A 22,055-nucleotide genomic window follows, 5' to 3' on the forward strand; every position below is an offset into this window, starting at 1 on the left:
GAACGATCGGCCCCGCCGGGCCGTTCTCGTCGTTCGCCGAACGCCGGTCAAGTTACCGGCGCGGCAAGGCGGAAATCCCTCCGCGTGTCCATGTACCCCCGGCTAGTCTCGAAAATGCGTCACCGAAGTTGCGGAATCGAAGCGAACCAAATCCATGGGAGTGGGCGAAAACGATGACGGTCTCGTCGGAAATGTCGAGCGCGGCGTGGGCCGCGGGAATGCCGCAAAGCTTGCGCGGTGATCTCGCGACACTCGAAGGGGCGTATTTCCGACACGTGGACGCCGGCGACGCGGACTTCCCGGTCACCGGCATCAACCAGATCTTCCGCCGCCACATGGAATTGGCCGCTCGCCGCCCGGCGCACACCGCGCTGGTGCGGGTCTATCATCCCGACGACGGATCGGGGATGGGCGCGGCGGTCCAGGTGGTCACCGACGACATGGGGCTGCTGGTCGAGTCCATCACCGCGGCCCTGGGCCGCATGCAGGTGAACGTCTCCGAGGTGATCCACCCGATCTTCGAGGTCACCCGCGATGCCGACGGCGTGCTGGTCGGCGCCGCGCCGCACGAGGTCGACGGCAACAACGCGCCGGGCGAACCGGAGTCGTGGATGCATCTGCAACTGCATCCGTCCACGAGCCGGGCCCAGCTCGACGAGATCGAGCGCACCCTGCCGGAGGTGATCGCCGACGTCCGCCAGGTCATCGACGACACCGAGGCGATGACCGCGGTGCAGAGCTCGCTGGCCGACCAGCTCGACCGGGCCGCGGGCAAGGGCGCGGCGCCGTTCCCGGCCGCCGACCTGGCCGAGTGCGCGGACCTGCTGCGCTGGCTCGCCGGCGGCAACTTCACCCTGCTCGGCTACGCCCGCTACCGGCGCGAGACCGACCACGGCCACACCGTCTCGACCCCGGTCCCCGGGGCCAGCCTCGGCGTCCTGCGCGCCGACATCGGCACCGACTTCCAGGTGCCGATCAACGGCGGCGACCGGCCGCTGCTGATGCTCACCCAGGGGCTGGTCCGCGCGACCGTGCACCGCTCGGTGTACCCGTACTTCGTCGGCGTCGCCGACGTGGACGACGCGGGCGCCGTCGCCGGTGTGCACCTGTTCATCGGCGTCTTCACCGTCAGCGCCGTGCACGAGAACGTTCTCGACATCCCCGTCATCAACACCAGGGTCAGCAGCGCGATCGAGGCGGCCGGGTTCGACAAGGACTCGTTCTCGGGGCAGGCGATGCTCGAGGTGATCGAGTCCTTCCCGCGGACCGAATTGTTCTCCGCCGACACCGAGACCATGCGCCGCACCGCCGTCGCCGTGCTCGGCGTCGGCCTGCGCAGGCAGGTGCGCCTGTTCCTGCGCAGCGACAGGTACGGCCGCTTCGTGGCGTGCATGGTGTATCTGCCGCGCGATCGCTACACCACCGCGGTGCGCCTGCACATGCAGGAGATCCTGGTCAGCGAGCTGGGCGGGTCGGATATCGACTACTCGGCGCGGGTGAGCGAAAGTGAGCTCGCCAGTGTGTATTTCACCGTGATGCTGCCGGGGGAGGGTGCGGTGGCGCCCGACACCTCCGAGGACAACCGGCTGCGCTTGCAGGCCCTGCTCAACGCCGCGAGTCACACCTGGGACGACCGTATCGGGGAACAGGTCGCCACCTCCGCCGCGTTGGATCCCGCTGTGGTGACACGGTATTCGGAGGCCTTCCCGGAAAGCTACAAGGAAGACTTCGGGGCCGACCGCGCGATCGCCGATATCGGCAGGCTGGAACGGCTCACCGACGGCGGCATCGACCAGTACCTCTACCGCAGGCCGGAGGCCGCGCCCGGCTCGTGGCGGTTCAGCCTCTACATCGCCGGGTCCGGCGTCTCGCTGAGCCAGGTGCTGCCCGTGCTGCAGAGCCTGGGCGTCGAGGTCGTCGACGAGCGGCCCTACCAGCTGGAACTCGACGGTGGCGCGGAGCGCTGGATCTACGACTTCGGTCTGCAGGCGAGGCCCGAACTGCTGCGCAACGCCCTCGGCGGCGATCTCGACGCCGAACTGCTCGAGCAGGCCGGCCGCGAGGACGAGCTGCACTCCCGGTTCACCGACGCCTTCGAGGCGGTCTGGTACGACCGGGCCGAGGCCGACGGGCTGAACGAACTGGTGCTGCGGGCCGGGCTGCCGTGGCGCTCGGTGTCGATTCTGCGCGCCTACGCGAAATACCTGCAGCAGGCCGGTTTCCCGTACAGCCAGGTGAACATCGCCCGCGTTCTGCTGGCGCATCCCGAGGTCTCGCGCGCGTTCGTCGACCTGTTCGCGGCCCGCTTCGATCCGGACACCGTCTCCGCCGAGACCGCCGACGAGATCGAGGCGATGGTGCGCGCCGGGATCGACGACGTGGTGAGCATGGACGCCGACCGCATCCTGCGCGCCATCCTCGGCCTGATCAAGGCGACGTTGCGCACCAACTACTACGTCCTCGACGCCGAGGAACGCCCGCGCGACTACCTCTCGTTCAAGGTGGAGCCGCGCGAGATCGCCGAATTGCCCAAGCCGCGACCGCAATTCGAGATCTTCGTGTATTCGCCGCGCGTGGAGGGCGTGCACCTGCGGTTCGGGTCGGTCGCTCGCGGCGGTCTGCGCTGGTCGGATCGACTGGAGGACTTCCGCACCGAGATCCTGGGCCTGGTCAAGGCGCAGGCGGTGAAGAACGCCGTGATCGTGCCGGTCGGCGCGAAGGGCGGCTTCGTGGTGAAGCGTCCGCCCGCCGCCACCGGCGATCCGGCCGCCGACCGTCAGGCGAGCGTGGCCGAGGGCATCGCCTGCTACCGCACCTTCATCTCCGGGCTGCTCGACGTCACCGACAATGTCGACCTGGCCACGGGCGCGGTCCTGCCGCCCGCCAGGGTGGTGCGCCGCGACGGTGACGACACCTACCTCGTGGTCGCCGCCGACAAGGGCACCGCCAGCTTCTCCGACATCGCCAACGACGTGGCCACCCGCTACGGCTTCTGGCTCGGCGACGCCTTCGCCTCCGGCGGTTCGGCGGGCTACGACCACAAGGCGATGGGCATCACCGCCAGGGGCGCGTGGGAAGCGGTCAAGCGCCACTTCCGCGAGATGGGCATCGACACGCAGAGCCAGGACTTCACCGTCGTCGGCGTCGGTGACATGAGCGGTGACGTGTTCGGCAACGGCATGCTGCTCTCCGAGCACATCCGCCTGGTCGCCGCGTTCGACCACCGCCACATCTTCCTCGACCCCAACCCCGACGCGGCCACCTCCTACGCCGAGCGCGCCCGGCTGTTCGCGCTGCCGCGCTCCTCCTGGGCCGACTACGACCGCAGCCTGATCAGCGCGGGCGGTGGCGTCTTCGAACGGACCGTGAAGTCGGTGCCGATCTCGGCACAGGCCAGGGCGGCGCTCGGCCTGCCCGACTCGGTACAGGCGCTCTCGCCGCCGGAACTGGTGCGCGCGATCCTGCTCGCCCCGGTGCAACTGCTGTGGAACGGCGGCATCGGCACGTATGTGAAGGCGAGCACGGAGTCCAACGCGGAGGTGGGCGACAAGTCCAACGACGCGGTGCGCGTGGACGGAAACCAGTTGCGGGTCAAGGTGATCGGCGAGGGCGGCAACCTCGGCGCCACCGCGCTGGGCCGCATCGAGTTCTGCCGCAACGGCGGCAAGATGAACACCGACGCGCTGGACAACTCGGCCGGTGTCGACTGCTCCGACCACGAGGTCAATATCAAGGTGCTGCTCGACGGTGTGGTGAGCGCCGGCGCGCTGGCGCCCGCCGATCGCAACCCGCTGCTGGCCTCGATGACCGACGAGGTCGCGCGGATGGTGTTGCAGGACAACGTCGATCAGAACGTGCTGATCGGTATCGCCCGCACCGACGCACCGCAGATGGTGAGCGTGCACGCCCGCGTGATCGATGATCTGGAACAACGCCGCGGCCTCGACCGCGACCTCGAGGCGCTGCCGACCGATGCCGAGCTGAAGCGGCGCGCCGAGGACGGGCGCGGCCTCACCTCGCCCGAGCTGGCCAATCTGCTCGCGCACGTGAAGCTGGGACTCAAGGCCGATCTGCTCGACACCGACCTGCCCGACAGCGTGTACTTCGCACGACGGCTTCCGCTGTACTTCCCGACGCCGCTGCGGGAGCGCTTCGGCACCGAGATCAAGAAGCACCGGCTGCGCCGCGAGATCGTCACCACGATGCTGGTCAACGAGGTCGTCGACTACGGCGGCATCACCTACGCGCACCGGCTGAACGAGGAGGTCGGGGCCAGTACCTCCGACACCGTGCGCGCCTTCGCGGCGGCGACCGAGATCTTCGAACTGCACGACGTGTGGGCCCGCATCCGCACGGCCGACGCGCCCGCCGGGGTGTGCGATCTGCTGGAGCTGGAATCCAAGCGCACGCTCGACCGCGCCTCGCGCTGGTTGCTGAGCAACCGCCCGCAGCCGATCGCCGTCGGCGCGGAGATCAACCGGTACCACAGCCGGGTGCAGGAGCTGGCGCCCCAGGTGCCGGGCTGGCTGCGCGGACACCACGTCACCTCGCTCACCCAGGGCGCCGCCGAACTGATCGCGCGCGGCGCGCCGACCGATCTCGCGACCGAGGTGTTCGGTCTGCTCGGCCTCTACCCGCTGCTGGACGTGGTCGACATCGCCGACATCGCCGACCGCGACGGCGCCGAGGTGGGCGCGCTGTACTACGCGCTCAACGAGCACCTGAAGATCGACTGGCTGCTCGAGGCGGTGAGCCACCTCGAACGCGGCGACCGCTGGCACGCGCTGGCCCGGCTCGCGCTGCGCGACGACATGTACGGTTCGCTGCGCTCGCTCACCCTGGACGTGCTGTCCGCGGGTGACCCGGAGGAGACCGCCGACGAGAAAATTGCATACTGGGAGTCGAAAAACCAGTCCCGGCTGGGCCGTGCGCGCGCGGCACTGTCGGAACTGTTCGAGTCCGGGACCCACGACCTCGCCACACTGTCGGTCGCCGCGCGACAGGTGCGGAGCATGGTGAGCGGGGTGGGCGCCCAATCGGAGGTACCACGGTGACGAGTTCGCCTTTTCATGCCAAGGTCGAGATCCGCTGGTCGGACATGGACGTGTATCAGCACGTCAACCACGCGCGGATGGTGACCCTGCTCGAAGAGGCGCGGATACCGTGGTTGTTCGACGGGGACAAGCCGACGGCGTCGATGGGTCGGCAGGGCTGTGTGCTGGTCGACCTGCACGTGAAGTACCGCGGCCAGCTGCGACACGAGGACACCCCGCTCGACATCACCATGTGGATCAAGCAGTTGCGGGCGGTCGATTTCACGATCGGCTACGAGGTGCGGGCCAACGGCACGGCGCCGGATTCGCCGCCCGCGGTCACCGCGACGACCCAGCTGGCCGCGTTCGACATCGAGACCCAGCGGCTGCGCAGGCTCACCGACGCCGAACGCGACTACCTGGCCCTGTGGCGGATCTGACGACGTGAGCTCCGAACAGCGTGTGCTGCACGCCCCCGATCCGGCCGAACGCGAGAACCTCGCCACCTTCCTCACCCGGGCGATCCGGCTCGACCCCGCCGCCGTCGTGCGCCTGCGGCGGCGCGGCTCGAGCCTGGTTTCGGCCTGGGTGGCAACGGGTTTCGAGACGCTCGCGGTGCGCACGGTGACCGCCGAACTCGGCGTCGACGATGTCACCGTCGGCGCCGACGCCGTGCTGGCCGGCCTGCGCACCGGCCATCCGATCGATCTCGGCTACTCGATGGACTCGGCCTGGCGCGGCGCCCTGCCGCCGACCGATGGCTTCACCCATGTCGACGACGTGCCGGCCCGCGCCCTGGTCGAATTGGCCGAGCGCGGCGCCGATCTCGCGCGCGAACACGGCGGCGCCCATGGCCCGCCCGCGTCGCTGCTCGATCAGTCGGTGCTCACGGTGACCGGGGCGGACGAGCTGACCGTCGATGTGCCGATGCGGGTGGTCTTCGCACTCACCGCGATGGATTTCATTCCGCACGCGGGGGAGAAGACCGAGTCGCGCCGCATCCAGCCTGCCGAGCTCGTGCGCGTCCGCGCGACACGCACATGGTTGCGGCTGGACGCGCGCTACGGCTCGGTCGCGCGCCGCCTCGGCGGCGGAATCCCGTTGTCGCCCAGCTGAAGCCGGCGGTGGACGGCGGTGCCGCACGGCCCGGCAGTGCTGATAAGGCTAGCCTGACCTGCCTTGATTAGCGTTTGCGGCGGCCTAGAGTGATATCCGACACAGCGTGACCATCGAGCAGGTGAGAGGGCTGGATATGACTTCGATCGAAATGCCGCACGTCACCGAGTGCACGGTCGGCGATTGTTCCTACAACCACGACGGCTGCCACGCCTTCGCGATCAACGTCGCCGGGCACAACGGCAGCGCCGATTGCGAGACATTCGTTCCCCTGTCGGTGAAAGGCGGTCTCGACACCGTCACCAGCATGGTCGGCGCCTGTCAGCGCGCCGACTGTGTCCACAACCGGGACCTCGAATGCGCGGCGACCGAGATCCGCGTCGGCGCGGGCTCGGCCGAACACTCGGCGCGCTGCCTGACCTACCGGTCCCGCTGACGCGGTTCGCCGCGGCGTCGGCTCTGTCTCCGCGCGGCTGGTGACGGAGGCCGATGTGCCGCGTGGTGCGCTGAGCGCTGTCGGTCCGGGAGTGCGCCGGCGACTGTAGAGCGGTGGTTCTGGTAGTCGGCTCGGTGGGTTCGATGGTCCGTCGACGGCTGATCGCGCCTGCGGTCCGGCCGGGTGACGGGTGGTTCCGCTGCGCCTGTGCTCGCTGTGCGAGCCACGGGTGACGGGACGGTGCGGCGGGTCAGTGCACGCCCGCGAGCCTGAGCACCGCCGTGGTCGCGGCGGCGGCGATCACCGTGACCAGCAGCGGTGCCCGCCGCCAGGCCAGCACGCCGCCCACGCCGACGCCCGCGGGCAGGGCGACGCCGAGTTCGCCGGAGCCGGTGGGCAGAGTAGCGGTCGCCACCAGCGCGGCCAGCAGGATCAGTGCGCCCGTATCGAGCAGATGGATCGTCCTGGCCGACAGGCGGAGTCGATGCCGCAGTGCGGGACCCGTCCAGCGCAGGGCATAGGTGCCGACGGCCAGGGCGAGCATCGCGGGCAGCAGATATGGCGCGTTCACGACGTCCCTCCGATCGCCGCAGCCCCGTGCACGACGACATAGGCGCCGGTCGGACACGGCCGTAGCGGTCGGCGACGAATGCCGAAGCGCGGAGTGTCCTGTCCACTCGGTGAGTGGATGATCGCCGGGCGCCCGGTGCGTGGTTCGCGGCGGGACGCGCGCGGCAGGTGTCCGGCGCGCCTGCCGCCGGTCGGCTGAGTGGCCGTCAACTCGTCACCACCCTGTCGGCGTCCGCGGGCGCCTCCGGTGGGCGCAGTGCGAACACCAGGCCGAGCAGCGCGATCAGCACGGGCAGGCCGGCGGGGACGAACGGCGCGACCACCACGGCGAGCGCGGCACCGACCAGGACCGGGCGCAGGGTGGCGCGATCGCGCAGAGCGGGCAGGATCAGGGCGAGCAGGATCACCGGGAACACCGCGTCCAGGCCGAGTGCCGAGGTGTCGGGGACGAGCGAGCCGAGGGCGGCGCCGAGGGTCGCACCGAGCGGCCAGCACAGCGCGACACCGATGCCGCACGCCCAGTACGCGGCCCGTTTGCGCTCCTGATCGCCGGGCGCCGCCGCGAACGCGACCGATTCGTCGTTGAGCACGTGGACGCCGAGTACGCGGCGCCAGCCCCGGCCGAACACCTCCGGCGCGGACAGCCCGTACGGCAGATGCCTGGCGTTGAGCAGCAGCCCGGCGACCACCGCGGCCAGCGGGCTCCCGCCGGCCGCGACGATGCCGAAGAACAGTAGCTCCGAGCCGCCCGCGAGCACCGTCACCGCCATCACGATCGGCATCCAGACCGGGAAACCGGCGGCGATCGTAGACGCGCCGTAGGACACGCCGAAGAGGCCGACGGCCAGGCAGGCCGCGGCCACGGCAGCCAGCGTGCCCCGGTCGAGTGTTCGGTACATCGAACGCATGTTTTACATGGTGAACGGCGGCGCTGGGTAAAGTCAACCCGACATCGCCAGCTCCCCAGGAGGCGTAGATGGACCGGCAGGACCCGGTCGCCGGACCACCCCAAGCGGTGATCGCGGCGTCGCTGCGGCGCGAGCGCGCCCGCGCAGGTTTGTCGCTGACCGAGGTCGCGAATCGCGCCGGCGTCGCGAAATCGACACTGTCCCAACTGGAATCGGGCACGGGGAACCCCAGCCTGGAGACCCTGTGGGCCCTGTGCGTCGCGCTGGAGATGCCGTTCTCGCGACTGCTCGACCCGCCACGGCCCAACGTCCAGGTGATCCGCGCCGACGAGGGCGCGCCGGTGCCCTCACCCGACGCGGACTACCGGGTGACGTTGCTCGCAGCGGGGCAGTCGCACACCCGCTGCGACGTGTACCGGGTCGCGGCCGAACCCGGGCACACCCGGCGCTCGGACCCACACCAGATCGGCGTCGTCGAGCACGTGGTGCTCGCGGCAGGACGCGCGCTGGTCGGACCTGCGGATGAGCCCATCGAGGTGGGCCCCGGCGACTACGTGCGCTACCTCGGCGATCTGCCGCACATCTTCGAAGCGCTCGAACCGGGGACCTGGGCCTCGATGGTGATCGAGAGCCCCTGACTCAGGCGGCTCCCTCGCCGAGATACTGCAACCAGACCGGATCCAGATCGGCCGAGGTCGACAGCAGCCGCCAGTGCGGCCCCTTGGGGGAGACCAGCGGGTGGCGCAGGGTCCAGCCCAGCTCGGTGAGCATCTTGTCGGCCTTGCGGTGGTTGCACGGCGCGCAGCTGGCGACGCAGTTCTCCCACGAGTGCTCGCCACCGCGGCTGCGGGGGATCACGTGGTCGATGGTCTCGGCTTTGCCGCCGCAGTAGCCGCAGCGGTACCGGTCGCGGTGCATCAGCGCGGCGCGGGTCATCGGGACCCTGGCGCGGTAGGGCACGCGGACGTAGGTACGCAGCCGGATGACGGAGGGAATGGCCACTTCGGCGCCCGCGGAATGCAGGACCGGGCCTTCGGGATTGTCGTGCACCGCGTCGGCTTTGGCGCAGATCAGCAGGACGACCGCGCGGCGCGCGGACAGGGCGGTGAGCGGTTCGTAGGTGGCGTTGAGGAGGAGAACCCGGCGTTTGCGCCAAGCGGCGGCGTCGTGGTCTCCGGCGAGGTGCAGAGGCGCGGGGTGATGCGGCTGATGGTCGGACACGATGTGCAGCGGGATGGCCCCCGAGCCACGATTGTGGACGTCGGCGGGCTGGAGTTGTCGATGCGCTCGCGCCTCGTGTGACCGGGCGCTGGGTCGCTGCTTCATCTTGACCTCAATTTCATGATTGGCAGGATCATGTGGTATCTGGGGCCGATACTGCCCCCAGTTGACCATGGTTCGCCCCGTATTGCACGGCTATTTTTCAAACTATCGGGTGAACTGTGGCTGAAGGGCGACCACGCTCGTCCTGGAGGCACAATGGAGCCTGTGACTTCCGGTGAGCAGACAGCGACCTCGTTCTACGAAGCGGTGGGCGGAGCCGAGACGTTCCGTCGTCTCGTCTCGGTGTTCTACCGCGAGGTGGCCGCCGACGAGATCCTGCGCCCGCTGTATCCGGAGGAAGACCTGGGCCCGGCCGAGCGCCGGATGCGGATGTTCCTCGAGCAGTACTGGGGCGGTCCACGCACCTACTCCGACGAGCGCGGGCACCCGCGGTTGCGCATGCGCCACCACCCGTTCGCCATCGGTCCGCTCGAGCGCGACGCCTGGCTGCGGTGCATGACCATCGCGATCGGCGAGATCGAACCGTCGGTCCTCGACAACGAACACCGCAAGGCCCTGCTCGACTATTTCCAAATGGCCGCGGCCTCACTCCAGAACACGCCCGGCTGATCCGAAGCCGTGCACCGCATTCCCGCGGCCTCCCTCCAGAACACGCCGGGCTGATCCGAAGCCATGCACCGTATTCCCGCGGCCTCCCTCCAGAACACGCCCGGCTGAGGTCTGGGTGCCCCGCGTTCGCTGCTGACCCGCAGGTGGTGGCCCTTCCGTGACCATCGTTGGAGTTACCGCGACGTTTCGGTCCGGCGTGGCGAAACGCTGACGATTTGCCGGATTCCGAGAAAGTCTCGCGCCGGAGGAATATCCCGGGCAATCTTTGGCAATATTGCGGGTGTGACACAGACACCTGCCTCGCCGGTGCCGGGGGAAGCAAGCACCGCTCCGTGGTGGACAACCGCCGTGTTCTATCAGGTCTATCCACGCTCGTTCGCGGATTCCGACGGTGACGGAATCGGCGACCTTGGTGGTGTGCGCGAGAAGATGGGGTACCTGGAGCTACTCGGCGTCGACGCGCTGTGGATCTGTCCGGTGATGCGTTCGCCGCAGGCCGACGGCGGTTACGACGTGTCCGATCCGCGCGACATCGACCCGCTGTTCGGCGGCCTGACCGCGCTGGACGAGCTCATCGCCGAGGCGCACGACCGCGAGATCAAGGTGACGATGGATCTGGTGCCCAACCACACCAGCGTCGAGCATCCGTGGTTCACCGCGGCGCTGGAGGCCGCGCCGGGCAGCCCCGAGCGACAGCGCTACATCTTCCGGGACGGCAAGGGCGCCGACGGCGCCGAGCCGCCCAACAACTGGCCGAGCATCTTCGGCGGCCCGGCCTGGACCAGGGTGACCGAGCCGAACGGCGAGCCCGGCCAGTGGTACCTGCACATCTTCGCGCCCGAGCAGCCCGACCTGAACTGGGACAATCCCGAGGTCGCCGCCGATTTCGAGAAGACGCTGCGCTTCTGGCTCGATCGCGGCGTCGACGGCTTCCGGATCGACGTCGCGCACGGCATGGCCAAGCCGGAGGGCCTGCCCGACATGGCCAGGGTCGAGACCAAGATGCTGGTGCACGACGACGACGATCCCCGCTTCAACAATCCCGGCGTGCACGCCATCCACCGCCGCATCCGCACGGTGCTCGACGACTACCCGCACGCGGTGTCGATCGGCGAGGTGTGGGTCGACGACAACGTCCGCTTCGGTGAGTACGTGCGCCCCGACGAGCTGCACCTGGCCTTCAACTTCCGCCTGGCCGAGACCCCGTTCACCGCCGACGGCGTGCGCGAGGCCATCACGCATTCGCTCGAGGCCGTGAGCGGCGTCGGCGCGCCACCCACGTGGACGCTGTCCAACCACGACATCGAACGTGAGGTCACCCGCTATGGCGGCGGACGGACCGGCGTGGAGCGGGCGCGGGCGATGATGATGGTGGAGCTGGCCCTGCCCGGCGCGGTCTTCCTCTACAACGGCGCCGAGCTCGGTCTGCCCAACGTCGACGACCTGCCCGAGGACGCCCTGCGCGACCCGGTGTGGGAGCGTTCCGGCCACACCGAACGCGGCCGCGACGGGTGCCGGGTGCCGTTGCCGTGGGAGGGCACGCAGGCGCCGTTCGGTTTCACCGACGGCGCCGAGTCGTGGCTGCCCATCCCCGCCGAGTGGGCCGACCGCACGGTGGAAGCCCAGCTGGAGACCCTGCACTCGACGCTGTCGCTGTACCGGCTGGCGATCGACCTGCGCGGGACCCGGCCGGAATTCGCCGGCGACCGGATCGAGTGGTACGGCAGCCCCGACGGGTGCCTGGCCTTCCGCAGGCCGGGCGGGCTGGTGTGCGTGCTCAACGCCTCCGACGGGCCGATCCAGCTGCCGCCGGGCGAGGTGCTGCTGGCCAGCGCGCCCGTCTCCGACGACCGGCTGCCGGCGAGCGCAGCGGCCTGGCTGGTCTGAACCGGGCGGACACGCGGGCCTTCGACATGACCGGAGGATGAACTACTACACAGCATCGTCTACCGTTGGACCGTGAGCATTCTCGAGACAGTGCTGATCTTCGTCGGCATCCCGGCCGCGATCTACTTCGCGATCGCGGGTTTGTCCTATCTCGGTAAGCCATTTCCCGGTGATAAGCCGGCCCACTTCGCGCTCGGGCAGAAGTGGACCCACCGGCCGGTGCTGTGGAGCGCTACCGACGAGGTGACCTCCGCGGGTCACCACACCGCCGAGTCGCATGGCAGTCATGTGGCTCTCGAAGCCGCCAACGCGGAGCTGATCGGAGGCCGGGCAAGTGGCAAGTTCTAAGTGGCCCGCGGTGGTCGAGGCCGACCTGCCGCACGGATTCGCGCTGACCAGCAGCGGCCGCGTCTCGGGTGTGCACGAGCCGGGCGCCGTCTTCGACGAGGTGCCCTTCACCGATCGGGAGCGCGTCGCCCTCGACAACGCGCTCACCGACGCGACCCGCGCGACCAAGGTCCGCTTCAACATCTACCTCGGCGATCTCGGGTCCGACCCGGCGACCGGCGCCGACGCGCTGCTGCCGAACACGCCGGAGGCCGCCGACTCGGTGCTCATCGCGGTCTCCCCGAATCAGGGCGCGATCGAGGTGCGCTCGGGCGCGAATGTCGCCGAGCGCGCCAACGACCGGATCTGCCAGCTCGGCGTCACCGCCGCCCTGGCCTCGTTCCGGCAGGGCAACCTGATCGACGGGCTGATCTCGGCCGTCCGCGTCATGGCCGCCTCCATCGGCCGCTAGTTCGTTCTCCCGCCGAACGGCGCGTTCACCTCCGAAGGTGAACGCGCCGTTCGTCTTTCCCGGCACGAATTCTCGTACATCGGGAATGATCGGCTCGCTTCTAACTGTTAAAGCTGGTATGAACAGTTACATGGGAACGGGCGGTGCGGCATGACGGGCCACTACGCGCAGGTCGCGTTCACGCCGCTGGTGCGTGAACATCAGCGTGCGCACGGCAGCCTGCGCAGCTACGAGCGGATGGCGCAGGTTCCCGCCGAGGCGGATCGGATCGGGCCCGACGAGGCCGCGTTCATCGGCGAGCGGGACAGCTTCTATCTGGCGACGGTCGGCGAGACCGGGTGGCCCTACATCCAGCATCGCGGTGGCGCACCGGGTTTCCTGCGGGTGCTCGATTCCCGGAACCTCGCCTTCGCCGACTTTCGCGGCAACAAGCAGTACATCAGCCGCGGCAATCTCGATCACGACAATCGGGTCTCGCTGTTCCTCATGGACTACGCCGCCCAGGCGCGGATGAAGATCTTCGGACGGGCGCGCGTGGTGGAGGCCGCCGACGATCCGGAGCTGGTCGCCTCGCTCGCGGTCGACGGGTATCGCGCACACGTCGAGCGGGCGGTGGTGATCGAGGTCGAGGCCTACGACTGGAACTGCCGCCAGCACATTCCCGCGCTGTACCCGCGGGCCGCCGTCGCGGAGGCGATGGGGGTCCTGCGGGAGCGGATCGCCGAGCTGGAAGCCGAGAACGCCCGGCTCCGAACGGATCTCGCCAAAGGCTGACCGCTGACTCGGTTCGGTCTCGACCGAGGTGTGTCCACACGTAACCGTTAAAACCAATTTATATAGTTAGGACGTGACGGGATGCGACGCGAGCATCTTGCCTGGGCCGGTCTGGCTGCGATGACCGTCTCCTTCGGCTTGAACTTCACCATGGGCGTGTTCTTCGCGCCCACCGCCGCGGCCTACGGTGTCTCGGCGACGGCGCTGGCCGTCGCCGCCGCGCTCGGCACCGCGGTGACGGGTCTCGCCCAGCAGGGCATCGGCAGGCTGCTCGACCTGCTCGGGCCCAAACTCGTGCTGATCGGCGGACTCTCGCTGATCTCGGGCAGCTATCTGGTGCTGGCCACGGTCACCGAGACCTGGCAGTTCGTCGCCGCCTACATGGTGCTCGGCGGACTCGGCTTCGCCGCCTCCTCCACGCTGACCGTCACCACCCTGCTCGGCCGGGCGCACGGCGCGCAGGCCGGACCGGCCATGGCCAGGGCCGCGATCGGCATCAACCTGGGGCAGCTGATCACGCCATGGGCGGCGACCGCGCTGTTCGACCCGATCGGCGTGCGGGGCACCTTCGCGCTGCTCGGCGCGATCGGCCTGACCGCGACGGCGGTGCTGTGGCGGCTGCTGCCCACCGATCAGCGAGCGAATTCGCCCGCGGGCGCCGGGGAGTCGCTGGCGGACCGGTGGAAGGTGCTGGTGTCGTTCGGCTTCCATGCCGCCACCCTCTACGTCGTCGTGCTGATGCTGCCGAAACACGCTGTGGAACAGGGATGGTCGGTGGCCGGAGCGGGCAGGCTCGTCGCACTGGCCGCGCTGACAGCCGGTCTGACCTCGGCGGCCATGGTGCGCCTGCTGCGCAGCCATCCGCCGGAGACCCTGCTGCGAGTGCTGTTCGCGGTGCGGCTGGTCGCGCTGGCGCCCGCGGTGTTCGTGCCGGGACCCGAGGTCCTGGTGCTCGTCGCGGTGCTGTTCGGCATCGCCTCGTTCCCCGTCATCCCGCTCACCATGGCGATCCTGTCGCGCGGTCTCGACCCCGCCCGCATGGGCCGCACCCTGGCTCCGGCCTGGGTGATCCACCAGCTCTCCGCCGCCGCCGGACTCGGCGTCGCCACCCTCGTCCACGCCGTCACCGACGGCTACCGCGGCTACTTCGCGCTCGCGCTGCTGTTCACCGTCGTCGCCGCCGCGCTGATCTCCCCGGTCCGCCCCCGCGTGCCGGTCACCGCCTGACGAAACACCCCACCAGAAAGAGAGATCCATCATGAACCAGGTCCGCCACAACACCGTCCAGATCCAGGGTCAGTCCCTGTTCTACCGGGAGGCAGGTGACCCGAACGCGCCGACCATCGTGCTGCTGCACGGGTTCCCGACCAGCTCGGCCATGTTCCGCGCGCTGATTCCCGAGCTCGCCGCCGACTATCACGTGATCGCCCCCGACCACCTCGGCTTCGGCCAGTCGGCGATGCCGTCGGTCGACGAATTCGACTACACCTTCGACCATCTCACCGAACTCACCCTCGGCCTGCTCGACCACCTCGGCGTCGACCGGTTCGCGCTCTACATCCAGGATTACGGCGCCCCCATCGGACTGCGCATCGCCTCGGCGCACCCCGAGCGGGTCACCGCCCTCGTCACCCAGAGCGGCAATGCCTACATGGAGGGCTTCACCCCGTTCTGGGAGGTGCTGTTCGCGCACGCCAACGACCGGGCCACGCATGAGCCGGAGGTGCGTAAGCTGCTCACCCTCGACGCGACGAAATGGCAGTACACGCACGGTGTTCCGGCCGACCGGCTCGCGCTGGTCAGTCCCGACACCTGGACGCTGGATCAGGCGTACCTGGACCGTCCGGGGAACACGGAGATCCAGCTCCAGCTGTTCGCCGACTACAAGAACAACCTCGACGGCTACCCGGCGTTCCAGAAGTACTTCGCCGAGCACCGCCCGCCGACGCTGATCGCCTGGGGTGAGCACGACGAGATCTTCGGCGCCGACGGCGCCCGCGCGTACCTGCGGGATCTGCCGGACGCCGAGCTGCACCTGCTCGACGCGGGCCACTTCGCCCTGGAGACGCACGGACCGGAGATCGCCGCGCTCATCCGCGACTTCCTCGGGCGGGTAGCGCGCTGACCGGCCGACGGCCGGGCGTCCGCGCGACGCCCGGCCGTCGCGGCATCGAGTACCCTGATCGGCGGTCCATCGGCGTCACGGGGGGAACATGCGGACAGGAATCGCTCGGGTGATCACGGCGGCCGCGGTGGCCTGCCTGGCGCTCACCAGTTCGGCCTGTGCCGAGGATCTGGCCGACGCGGCCGGCGTCGCGGTCGGCACACCGCAGGCGGATTTCTATGATCCACCGGCGGAATCGATTCCGGGACAGCACGGTTCGGTGATCCGCAGCCAGCCCCTGACCGGCGCGCGGGTCGTTCCCGGCGCACGCAATCACCTGACGCTGTATCGCTCGGTCGACGCGCAGGGCAAGCCCGTCGCGGTCTCGGGCACGCTCGCGGTGCCGGAGGGCACGCCGCCCGCGGGCGGCTGGCCGCTGATCACCTGGGCGCCCGGCACCAGCGGGGTCGCCGACGTCTGCGCCCCCTCGCGTTCCAGCGGGTCCTCGCCGAGCATCGACGAGCAGGCACGTTGGGTCGCCAAGGGGTACGCGGTGGCCAGGACCGACTATCAGGGCCTCGGCACGCCGGGCAACCACGGTTACCTGATCGGCGAGACCGAGCAGCGCGCGATGGCCGACCTGGCCACGGCCGCACGGGAAGTCGACAAGTCCGTGGGCGCACGCTGGGTGGCGATGGGGCACTCGCAGGGTGGTCACGCCGCCCTCTTCGCGGCGGGCGCGGCGACGGCGTGGGCGCCGGAAACCCCGCTGCTCGGCGCCGTCGCGCTGGCCCCGGTCTCGCACATCGCCGAACAGGTGCGGATGGCGAAGTGGACGGTGTCGAACCCGCTGGGCAAGCTCGGCGTCGGCGACATCGCGCTGTTCGTGCCGCTGCTGGTGCGCGGCGCGCAGACCGTCACCGACATCGACCCGAGCCGCTTCCTCACCGACCGCGCCGTCGCCCTGCTGCCCAGCGCCGACACCGAGTGCGTCGCGGGGCTGCGTGATCAGACCCGTTGGGGCGGGCTCTCGACGCGCGAGGTGTTCAGCAAGGACGGCGACCTGTCCGGCCTGCTGCGGGTGCTCGACGACAACGATCCCAGCGGCGTCCGGTTCACCACCCCGGTGCTGGTCCTGCAGGGCCGCGACGACATGACCGTGCCGCTGAAGTCGACCGACGCGATGGTCGCCGAACAGCAGATGCGCGGTCAGACGGTGGACTATCGCAAATACGACGGCACCGACCACAGCGAGATCATCGGCGCCTCTTTCGCCGACGCCCTCGGCTGGGTCGACAGCCGCTTCGGCATCACCCGCTGAGGCGATTACGCCGACAGCAGAAGAACCGGGTGTGTCGGCACGCGAGTCCCTACCCTCGCAGTATGGGCGAGCACAACGGGTTGCGGGTGATTCCGGGCGGGCGCGGTGACGGGCGGACGCGCCCCGAACCACTCTGGCGGGAGGCGCTCGGCGAGCGGCTGCGCGCCCTGCGGCTCGAGCAGCGCTCGACCCTCGTCGACACCGCCGGGCGGGCGGGGATCTCCCCGCAGTACCTGTCCGAGGTCGAGCGTGGCCGCAAGGAACCCTCTAGCGAGATGATCGCGGCACTCGCCGGGGCCCTCGGCACCTCGCTGAGTGAGCTGGTCGCGCAGGTCGCCGAGTCGATGCGGCCGGTCGCCGCCCGCGCGGTCGTCCTCGGCGGCGATCGCCGCCTGAGGACCCCTGTGCGGCCCGCCCAGGTCCAGAACTTCACCGCCCCGAACGCGGTCCTGCTCGCCGCCTGAGCTCTCGGCGTACCCCGGCGCGACGCATCCGCCCGCCACGGCGTTCGCCCGCCGGGGAACGAGTCGGGGCGGACGCGTTCTCGCCGGTGCCGGTGGCAGCGGACCCCGCGTGGCCGAGCGACGCGCGTCTTTCGCCGGACGGCGACAGCTCAGCCCGCGCGGACCGCGTCGACCAGGCCGCGGAGCATGTCGACCAGCGCGCTCACCGGCATCTCCGGATCGATCGCGCGCTGCACGCCGAGACCGATGCCGAGTGAGAGCAGTTGCAGCGCCGCGTCTTCGGCGGGGATCGGCAGCTCGAAGCCCATCTCGTCGGCCTGCACCTGCACCAGTGAGCCGAGCAGGGCGGTCATCGATCGCCTGCGGGCGGCCAGTTCGGTGCGGACTTCGGGCAGGTGCCGGGTGCTCGTCGCGAACTCGACCTCGAGCGCGGTCCAGCCGACGTCGCCGATGTTCTCGTCGGCCCACCGGGCGAACGCCTCGATCCGCGCGTCCATGTCGTCGTGTCCCATGACTGCCTCGGACAGCGACTGGGCCCGTTCCACGTGCACGACATCGATCACGGCCAGGCCCAGCTCGTGTTTGGTCGCGAAGTTCGAGTAGACCGCACCCTTCGAGAAGCCCGCCTCGGCAGCCACCTTGTCCAGCGACGTCACGTTGTATCCGTCGCTCAGGAAGAGCCGTTTGGCGGTCTCGATCAAACGCTCGCGGGTGAGTGCGTGCGACTCCTTACGTGTCATCCGGGCCACGACGGAAGTCTAGCAAATTCGGGGTACCGTCAGAACTCGAATACCGTTAGTATTCGAATCATGACTACACGACGACGTGGACTCGCCATCGGATGCGGTGGCGTCCTCGGGTTCGCCTGGACTGCGGTGGCCCTCGACGCCGTCGAGCGGGCGCTGCACTGGGACGCCCGCTCCGCCGACGTGCTGATCGGAACCTCCGCCGGCGCCGAGATCGTGGCCGCGCTGGGCGCGGGCCGTACGCCCGGCGACCTGCTCGACGCGCTCGACCAGGCGCCGGCCGCCGATCCCCTCCTCGCGGCGCATGTCGCGGTCGATCCCGGCGCGATGCCACCCCTGCCGCGACTCGGGCTGCCGGGTCTGGGGCTGATCGGCGCCGGTGTGCGGCGCGGCTCGGTCTACACCGCGCTGTCGGGCGTGCTGCCCACGGGCCGCGGGGACGCGAACTGGCTGCGTGCCTACGGCCGCGCGCTGACGCCGCGTGGCGGCTGGGTCGAACACCCAGCGACCTGGCTGGTGGCCGCCGACGCGCGGACCGGCGAACGGGTCGCCTTCGGCTCGCCGCGCGCGCCCCGCGTCGACCTCGGCTCGGCGATCGCGGCATCCTGGGCCATTCCCGGCTGGTTCCCGCCGGTCCCGATCGACGGTCGCGCGTTCGTCGACGGCGGCGCGGTCTCGTCGGTCTCGGCGGATCTGCTGGTACCGCTCGACCTCGACGAGGTCGTGATCATCGCCCCGATGACCTCGGCGGGCGGCGCCCCCGCCACCGGGCTGAGCCGCGTCGAGCGGCTGTTGCGCGCCCAGATGACCAAGGGTCTCGACGCCGAGGTGGCCGCGCTGCGCGCGGCGGGCACGCGCGTGATCCGGGTCGAACCCGGCCCCGCCGAACTCGCGGCGATGGGCCCCAATTTCATGGATTCCACCCGGCGCCCCGCCACCTTGGCCGCGGCCCGCCGTGCCGTCCCCGCCCGGGTCGCCGAGGCGATCCGGGCGTCCGTTCGCGAAGGAGAGAACGTATGAGCAGCCACCACGAAGTGGTCGTGATCGGGGCGGGAATCTCGGGCATCTGCGCCGCGATCAAGCTCGCGGAGGCGGGCGTCGAGGACGTCGTGATCGTGGAGAAGGCCGAGACCTTCGGCGGCACCTGGCGCGCCAACACCTATCCCGGCTGCGCCTGCGATGTCCCGTCGGGTCTGTACTCGTACTCGTTCGCGCCCAACAGCGAGTGGTCGCGGCTGTTCGCGACCCAGCCCGAGATCCTGGCCTACGTCGACGGGGTGGCCCGCGAGCACGGGCTCGCCGCCCGCACCCGGTTCGGTGTCGAGGTGTTCGGCTCCCGCTGGGACGACGCCGACCGGCGCTGGCACCTCGACACCAGCGACGGCGCGCTGACCGCCCGTTTCGTCGTCTCCGCGGCAGGCCCCTGGAACGAGCCACGCTTCCCCGACATCCCGGGCCTGGCCGAATTCCCCGGCGAGGTCTTCCATTCGGCGCGCTGGAACCACGACTACGACCTGCGCGGCAAGCGCGTCGCCGTGGTCGGTACCGGCGCGTCGGCGGTGCAGTTCGTGCCCGCCATTCAGCCCGAGGTGGCCGAGCTGCATCTGTTCCAGCGCACCGCGCAGTGGGTGCTGCCGAAGCTGGACCACCCGGTGCCCCGCTTCGAGAAGCGGGTGATGCGGCGACTGCCGTTCGCGCACAAGGCCTTGCGCTCGGTGGAGTACGCCCTGATGGAGGGCCTCGGCGTCGCGTTCCGCCACCCGCGCCCGCTGATGCAGACGGTGCAGACGGTGGGCTCGGCGTATCTGCGCGCGGTGGTGCGTGATCCGGAGTTGCGCGCCAAGCTGACCCCCGACTACCTGCTCGGCTGCAAGCGGATCCTGTTCTCCAACAGCTACCTCCAGTCGCTGACGAAGGACAACGTCGACGTGCACGCCACCGCCGTCGCCGAATTCCGCGGCAGCACCGTGGTCGGCGCCGACGGGACGGCCGCCGAGGTGGACGCCGTCATCCTCGGAACCGGCTTCCACATCCTGGACACCCCGCTGGCCGACATCGTGCGCGGCACCGACGGCCGGACCCTGGCCGAGCACTGGCAGGGCTCACCCGAGGCCTACCTCGGCACGGTCACCACCGGGTTCCCCAACGCGTTCAGTGTGCTGGGGCCGAGCCTGGGCACCGGCCATTCCTCGGCCTTCGCGATTCTCGAGGCCCAGGTCGACCTGCTGGTTTCGGCGATCGCGAGCGCCCGTAGACAGGGTTGGGCGATCCTGGACGTGCGCCCCGAGGTGCAGGCCCGCTACGTCGAGCAGGTGCAGGCGGCACTGCAGGGCACCGTCTACAACGCCGGCGGCTGCCAGAGCTACTACCTGGACGCCAACGGCCGCAACAGCTTCAGCTGGCCGTGGTCGACCGGCGAGCTGATCCGTCGGGTCAGCGCCTTCGATCCCACCGATTTCACGATCACCCACGACGACGAGATGGCGGTCACCGCATGAGCTACCCACGGATCGACCTCAACGGCGCGCTGGTCGCGATCACCGGCGCCGCACGCGGCATCGGGCTGGCCACCGCGCGGGCCTTCGTCGCAGAGGGAGCGCATGTCGCGCTCGGCGACCTCGACGAGGCGCTGGCCGTGCAGGCCGCCGCCGAGCTCGGGGACCGGGCGATGGGGCACGTCCTCGATGTCACCGACAAGTCCTCGTACGCGGCGTTCCTCGACGCTGCCGCGGCGTGGCGTGGCCGCCCGCTCGACGTGCTGGTGAACAACGCGGGCGTGATGCCCAACGGCGCCTTCCTCGCGCAGTCCGACCGGATCGACCAGCTCACCATGGACGTCAACGTCTACGGCGTGATCCACGGCATGCGGCTGGCACTGCCCGGCATGGTCGAGCGCGGTCGCGGCCACGTGGTGAACGTGGCCTCGCTGGCGGGCAAGTTCCCGATCAAGGGCCTGGCCGTGTACAACGCGAGCAAGTACGCCGTGGTCGGGCTGACCGCGGCGACCCGCCTGGAGATGGACGCGACCGGGGTGAGTGTGAGCGCGGTGCTGCCCTCGGCCGTGCGCACCGAACTCAGCTCGGGCATCGACTACGGCATCCTGCCCGCCGTCGACCCCGAGGACATCGCGGCCGCGGTGGTCCGCTCCGTCAAGACCAGGGCGGCCGAGACCTCGGTGCCCGGCTATGTCGGGCTCGTGGCCAACGCGGCCGGGCTGGTCCCGGAGCCGCTGCTGAAGGTCGTGCGCAAGGCCGCTCACGACGACGCCGCGATCACCCGCGTCGACGACAAGGTGCGCCGCGCCTACCTCGACCGCATCGAAAAGCAGTGAGCGCGGGCTGATTCCGGGCGCGCCTCACCCGCCGGGGTCGAGGCGCGCCCGTTATCACTCCCGCTCGTGCAGCACCTGATCGACCAGGCCGTATTCGAGTGCGGTCTCGGCGGTGAACACCCGGTCGCGGTCGGTGTCGCGGCGCAGGGTCTCCGGTGTCTGGCCGGTGTGCTTGGACAGGATCGCCTCGATGGCCGCGCGCATCCGGACGATCTCGTCCGCCTGCAGGATCAGGTCGGGGATGGTGCCCTGGCCGCGAGTCGCCGGCTGATGCAACACGATTCGCGTGTGCGGCAGCATCGATCGATGCCCTGCCGCGCCGCCGGCCAGCAGCACCGCGCCGACCGCGATGGCCTGGCCGACGCAGGTCGTGTGCACCGGCGCCTTGATGAAACTCATGGTGTCGTACACGGCGAGCATGGCCGACAGGTCGCCGCCCTCGCAGTTGATGTAGAGGCTGATCGGCTGGCCGGGGCTGTCCGACTCCAGGTGCAGCAGCTGGGCGATGAGGGCGTTGGCGACGCCGGAGTCGATGGGGGTGCCCAGGTAGACGATGCGCTCGCTCAGCAGATGCGAGTAGATGTCGGTGATGCGTTCCCCGCCGCGATGCTGGGAGACGACGTTCGGGATGGTGTAGCTGGTCATCGGAGCTCCGTCCGGATCAGGGGCGCGG

At 70.1% G+C, this 22,055-nt stretch carries 22 protein-coding genes; 17 read left to right on the forward strand and 5 right to left on the reverse strand.

Annotated features, from left to right (window positions below):
- Positions 1 to 173: 173 nt before the first annotated feature.
- The 4 genes from DFR69_RS21700 to DFR69_RS21715 all read left to right on the forward strand — a co-directional run bounded on the left by DFR69_RS21700 (position 174) and on the right by DFR69_RS21715 (position 6,585).
- On the forward strand, positions 174 to 5,054 hold the full coding sequence (locus tag DFR69_RS21700; protein ID WP_110039453.1) for an NAD-glutamate dehydrogenase: 4,881 nt from the start codon (positions 174 to 176) through the stop codon (positions 5,052 to 5,054).
- Complete coding sequence (locus DFR69_RS21705; protein WP_332909955.1) at positions 5,051 to 5,473, forward strand: acyl-CoA thioesterase; 423 nt, start codon at positions 5,051 to 5,053, stop codon at positions 5,471 to 5,473. The genes DFR69_RS21700 and DFR69_RS21705 overlap by 4 nt, the downstream gene beginning before the upstream one ends.
- 4 nt (positions 5,474 to 5,477) lie before the next feature.
- A complete protein-coding gene (locus tag DFR69_RS21710; RefSeq protein ID WP_110039455.1) occupies positions 5,478 to 6,149 on the forward strand; it encodes a DUF8185 domain-containing protein in 672 nt (223 codons plus the stop codon).
- Positions 6,150 to 6,285: 136 nt separating this feature from the next.
- Positions 6,286 to 6,585, forward strand: a complete 300-nt coding sequence (locus DFR69_RS21715) for a DUF1540 domain-containing protein (protein ID WP_110039456.1) — start codon at positions 6,286 to 6,288, stop codon at positions 6,583 to 6,585.
- Positions 6,586 to 6,835: 250 nt separating this feature from the next.
- Here the strand turns inward: DFR69_RS21715 and DFR69_RS21720 are convergent, their stop codons facing one another.
- Positions 6,836 to 7,156, reverse strand: coding sequence for an AzlD domain-containing protein (locus tag DFR69_RS21720; protein WP_186817364.1), 321 nt, complete (start codon positions 7,154 to 7,156; stop codon positions 6,836 to 6,838).
- Positions 7,157 to 7,361: 205 nt separating this feature from the next.
- Positions 7,362 to 8,063 carry an AzlC family ABC transporter permease gene (locus tag DFR69_RS21725; RefSeq protein ID WP_110039457.1) on the reverse strand — a complete coding sequence of 234 codons (702 nt, stop codon included), beginning with the start codon at positions 8,061 to 8,063 and terminating at the stop codon, positions 7,362 to 7,364.
- Between the two features lie 68 nt (positions 8,064 to 8,131).
- Here DFR69_RS21725 and DFR69_RS21730 point away from each other — a divergent pair, with 68 nt between their 5' ends.
- On the forward strand, positions 8,132 to 8,701 hold the full coding sequence (locus tag DFR69_RS21730; protein ID WP_110039458.1) for a helix-turn-helix domain-containing protein: 570 nt from the start codon (positions 8,132 to 8,134) through the stop codon (positions 8,699 to 8,701).
- Between the two features lies 1 nt (position 8,702).
- On the opposite strand, the gene DFR69_RS21735 is transcribed toward DFR69_RS21730, so the two are convergent.
- Positions 8,703 to 9,389: an HNH endonuclease gene (locus DFR69_RS21735; protein ID WP_232997297.1), complete on the reverse strand. Its 687-nt coding sequence runs from the start codon at positions 9,387 to 9,389 to the stop codon at positions 8,703 to 8,705.
- A 153-nt stretch (positions 9,390 to 9,542) separates the two neighbouring features.
- Between DFR69_RS21735 and DFR69_RS21740 the strand changes: the two genes are divergently transcribed.
- The 9 genes from DFR69_RS21740 to DFR69_RS21780 all read left to right on the forward strand — a co-directional run bounded on the left by DFR69_RS21740 (position 9,543) and on the right by DFR69_RS21780 (position 17,305).
- Positions 9,543 to 9,956 (forward strand): globin, encoded by a 414-nt coding sequence (locus tag DFR69_RS21740; protein ID WP_110039459.1) that lies wholly within the window; start codon positions 9,543 to 9,545, stop codon positions 9,954 to 9,956.
- Between the two features lie 282 nt (positions 9,957 to 10,238).
- Positions 10,239 to 11,843: a glycoside hydrolase family 13 protein gene (locus tag DFR69_RS21745; RefSeq protein ID WP_244198389.1), complete on the forward strand. Its 1,605-nt coding sequence runs from the start codon at positions 10,239 to 10,241 to the stop codon at positions 11,841 to 11,843.
- A gap of 72 nt (positions 11,844 to 11,915) precedes the next feature.
- Positions 11,916 to 12,191, forward strand: a complete 276-nt coding sequence (gene ctaJ / locus DFR69_RS21750) for an aa3-type cytochrome oxidase subunit CtaJ (protein ID WP_110039461.1) — start codon at positions 11,916 to 11,918, stop codon at positions 12,189 to 12,191.
- Positions 12,178 to 12,642: a DUF5130 domain-containing protein gene (locus tag DFR69_RS21755; RefSeq protein WP_167456368.1), complete on the forward strand. Its 465-nt coding sequence runs from the start codon at positions 12,178 to 12,180 to the stop codon at positions 12,640 to 12,642. The genes ctaJ and DFR69_RS21755 overlap by 14 nt, the downstream gene beginning before the upstream one ends.
- A gap of 150 nt (positions 12,643 to 12,792) precedes the next feature.
- A complete protein-coding gene (locus tag DFR69_RS21760) occupies positions 12,793 to 13,416 on the forward strand; it encodes a pyridoxamine 5'-phosphate oxidase family protein (protein WP_110039463.1) in 624 nt (207 codons plus the stop codon).
- 81 nt (positions 13,417 to 13,497) lie between these two features.
- On the forward strand, positions 13,498 to 14,643 hold the full coding sequence (locus DFR69_RS21765; protein WP_110039464.1) for an MFS transporter: 1,146 nt from the start codon (positions 13,498 to 13,500) through the stop codon (positions 14,641 to 14,643).
- 31 nt (positions 14,644 to 14,674) lie between these two features.
- A complete protein-coding gene (locus DFR69_RS21770; RefSeq protein WP_110039465.1) occupies positions 14,675 to 15,541 on the forward strand; it encodes an alpha/beta fold hydrolase in 867 nt (288 codons plus the stop codon).
- Positions 15,542 to 15,629: 88 nt separating this feature from the next.
- Entirely contained in the window at positions 15,630 to 16,841 is a 1,212-nt protein-coding gene (locus tag DFR69_RS21775) for an alpha/beta hydrolase family protein (protein ID WP_110039466.1), read from the forward strand.
- 62 nt (positions 16,842 to 16,903) lie between these two features.
- Entirely contained in the window at positions 16,904 to 17,305 is a 402-nt protein-coding gene (locus DFR69_RS21780) for a helix-turn-helix domain-containing protein (RefSeq protein WP_110039467.1), read from the forward strand.
- Positions 17,306 to 17,454: 149 nt separating this feature from the next.
- Here the strand turns inward: DFR69_RS21780 and DFR69_RS21785 are convergent, their stop codons facing one another.
- Positions 17,455 to 18,054 (reverse strand): TetR/AcrR family transcriptional regulator, encoded by a 600-nt coding sequence (locus DFR69_RS21785; RefSeq protein ID WP_110039468.1) that lies wholly within the window; start codon positions 18,052 to 18,054, stop codon positions 17,455 to 17,457.
- A gap of 60 nt (positions 18,055 to 18,114) precedes the next feature.
- Here DFR69_RS21785 and DFR69_RS21790 point away from each other — a divergent pair, with 60 nt between their 5' ends.
- The 3 genes from DFR69_RS21790 to DFR69_RS21800 are packed head-to-tail and all read left to right on the forward strand — an operon-like array spanning position 18,115 to position 21,382.
- Positions 18,115 to 19,071, forward strand: a complete 957-nt coding sequence (locus tag DFR69_RS21790) for a patatin-like phospholipase family protein (RefSeq protein WP_110039469.1) — start codon at positions 18,115 to 18,117, stop codon at positions 19,069 to 19,071.
- A complete protein-coding gene (locus DFR69_RS21795; protein ID WP_110039470.1) occupies positions 19,068 to 20,549 on the forward strand; it encodes a flavin-containing monooxygenase in 1,482 nt (493 codons plus the stop codon). The genes DFR69_RS21790 and DFR69_RS21795 overlap by 4 nt, the downstream gene beginning before the upstream one ends.
- Positions 20,546 to 21,382: an SDR family oxidoreductase gene (locus DFR69_RS21800; RefSeq protein WP_110039471.1), complete on the forward strand. Its 837-nt coding sequence runs from the start codon at positions 20,546 to 20,548 to the stop codon at positions 21,380 to 21,382. The genes DFR69_RS21795 and DFR69_RS21800 overlap by 4 nt, the downstream gene beginning before the upstream one ends.
- Positions 21,383 to 21,436: 54 nt before the next feature.
- Here the strand turns inward: DFR69_RS21800 and DFR69_RS21805 are convergent, their stop codons facing one another.
- A complete protein-coding gene (locus tag DFR69_RS21805; RefSeq protein ID WP_110039472.1) occupies positions 21,437 to 22,027 on the reverse strand; it encodes a ClpP family protease in 591 nt (196 codons plus the stop codon).
- Positions 22,028 to 22,055: the final 28 nt, after the last annotated feature.

Origin of the sequence: Nocardia neocaledoniensis, from assembly GCF_003182135.1 — a bacterium.
Classification (GTDB): domain Bacteria; phylum Actinomycetota; class Actinomycetes; order Mycobacteriales; family Mycobacteriaceae; genus Nocardia; species Nocardia neocaledoniensis.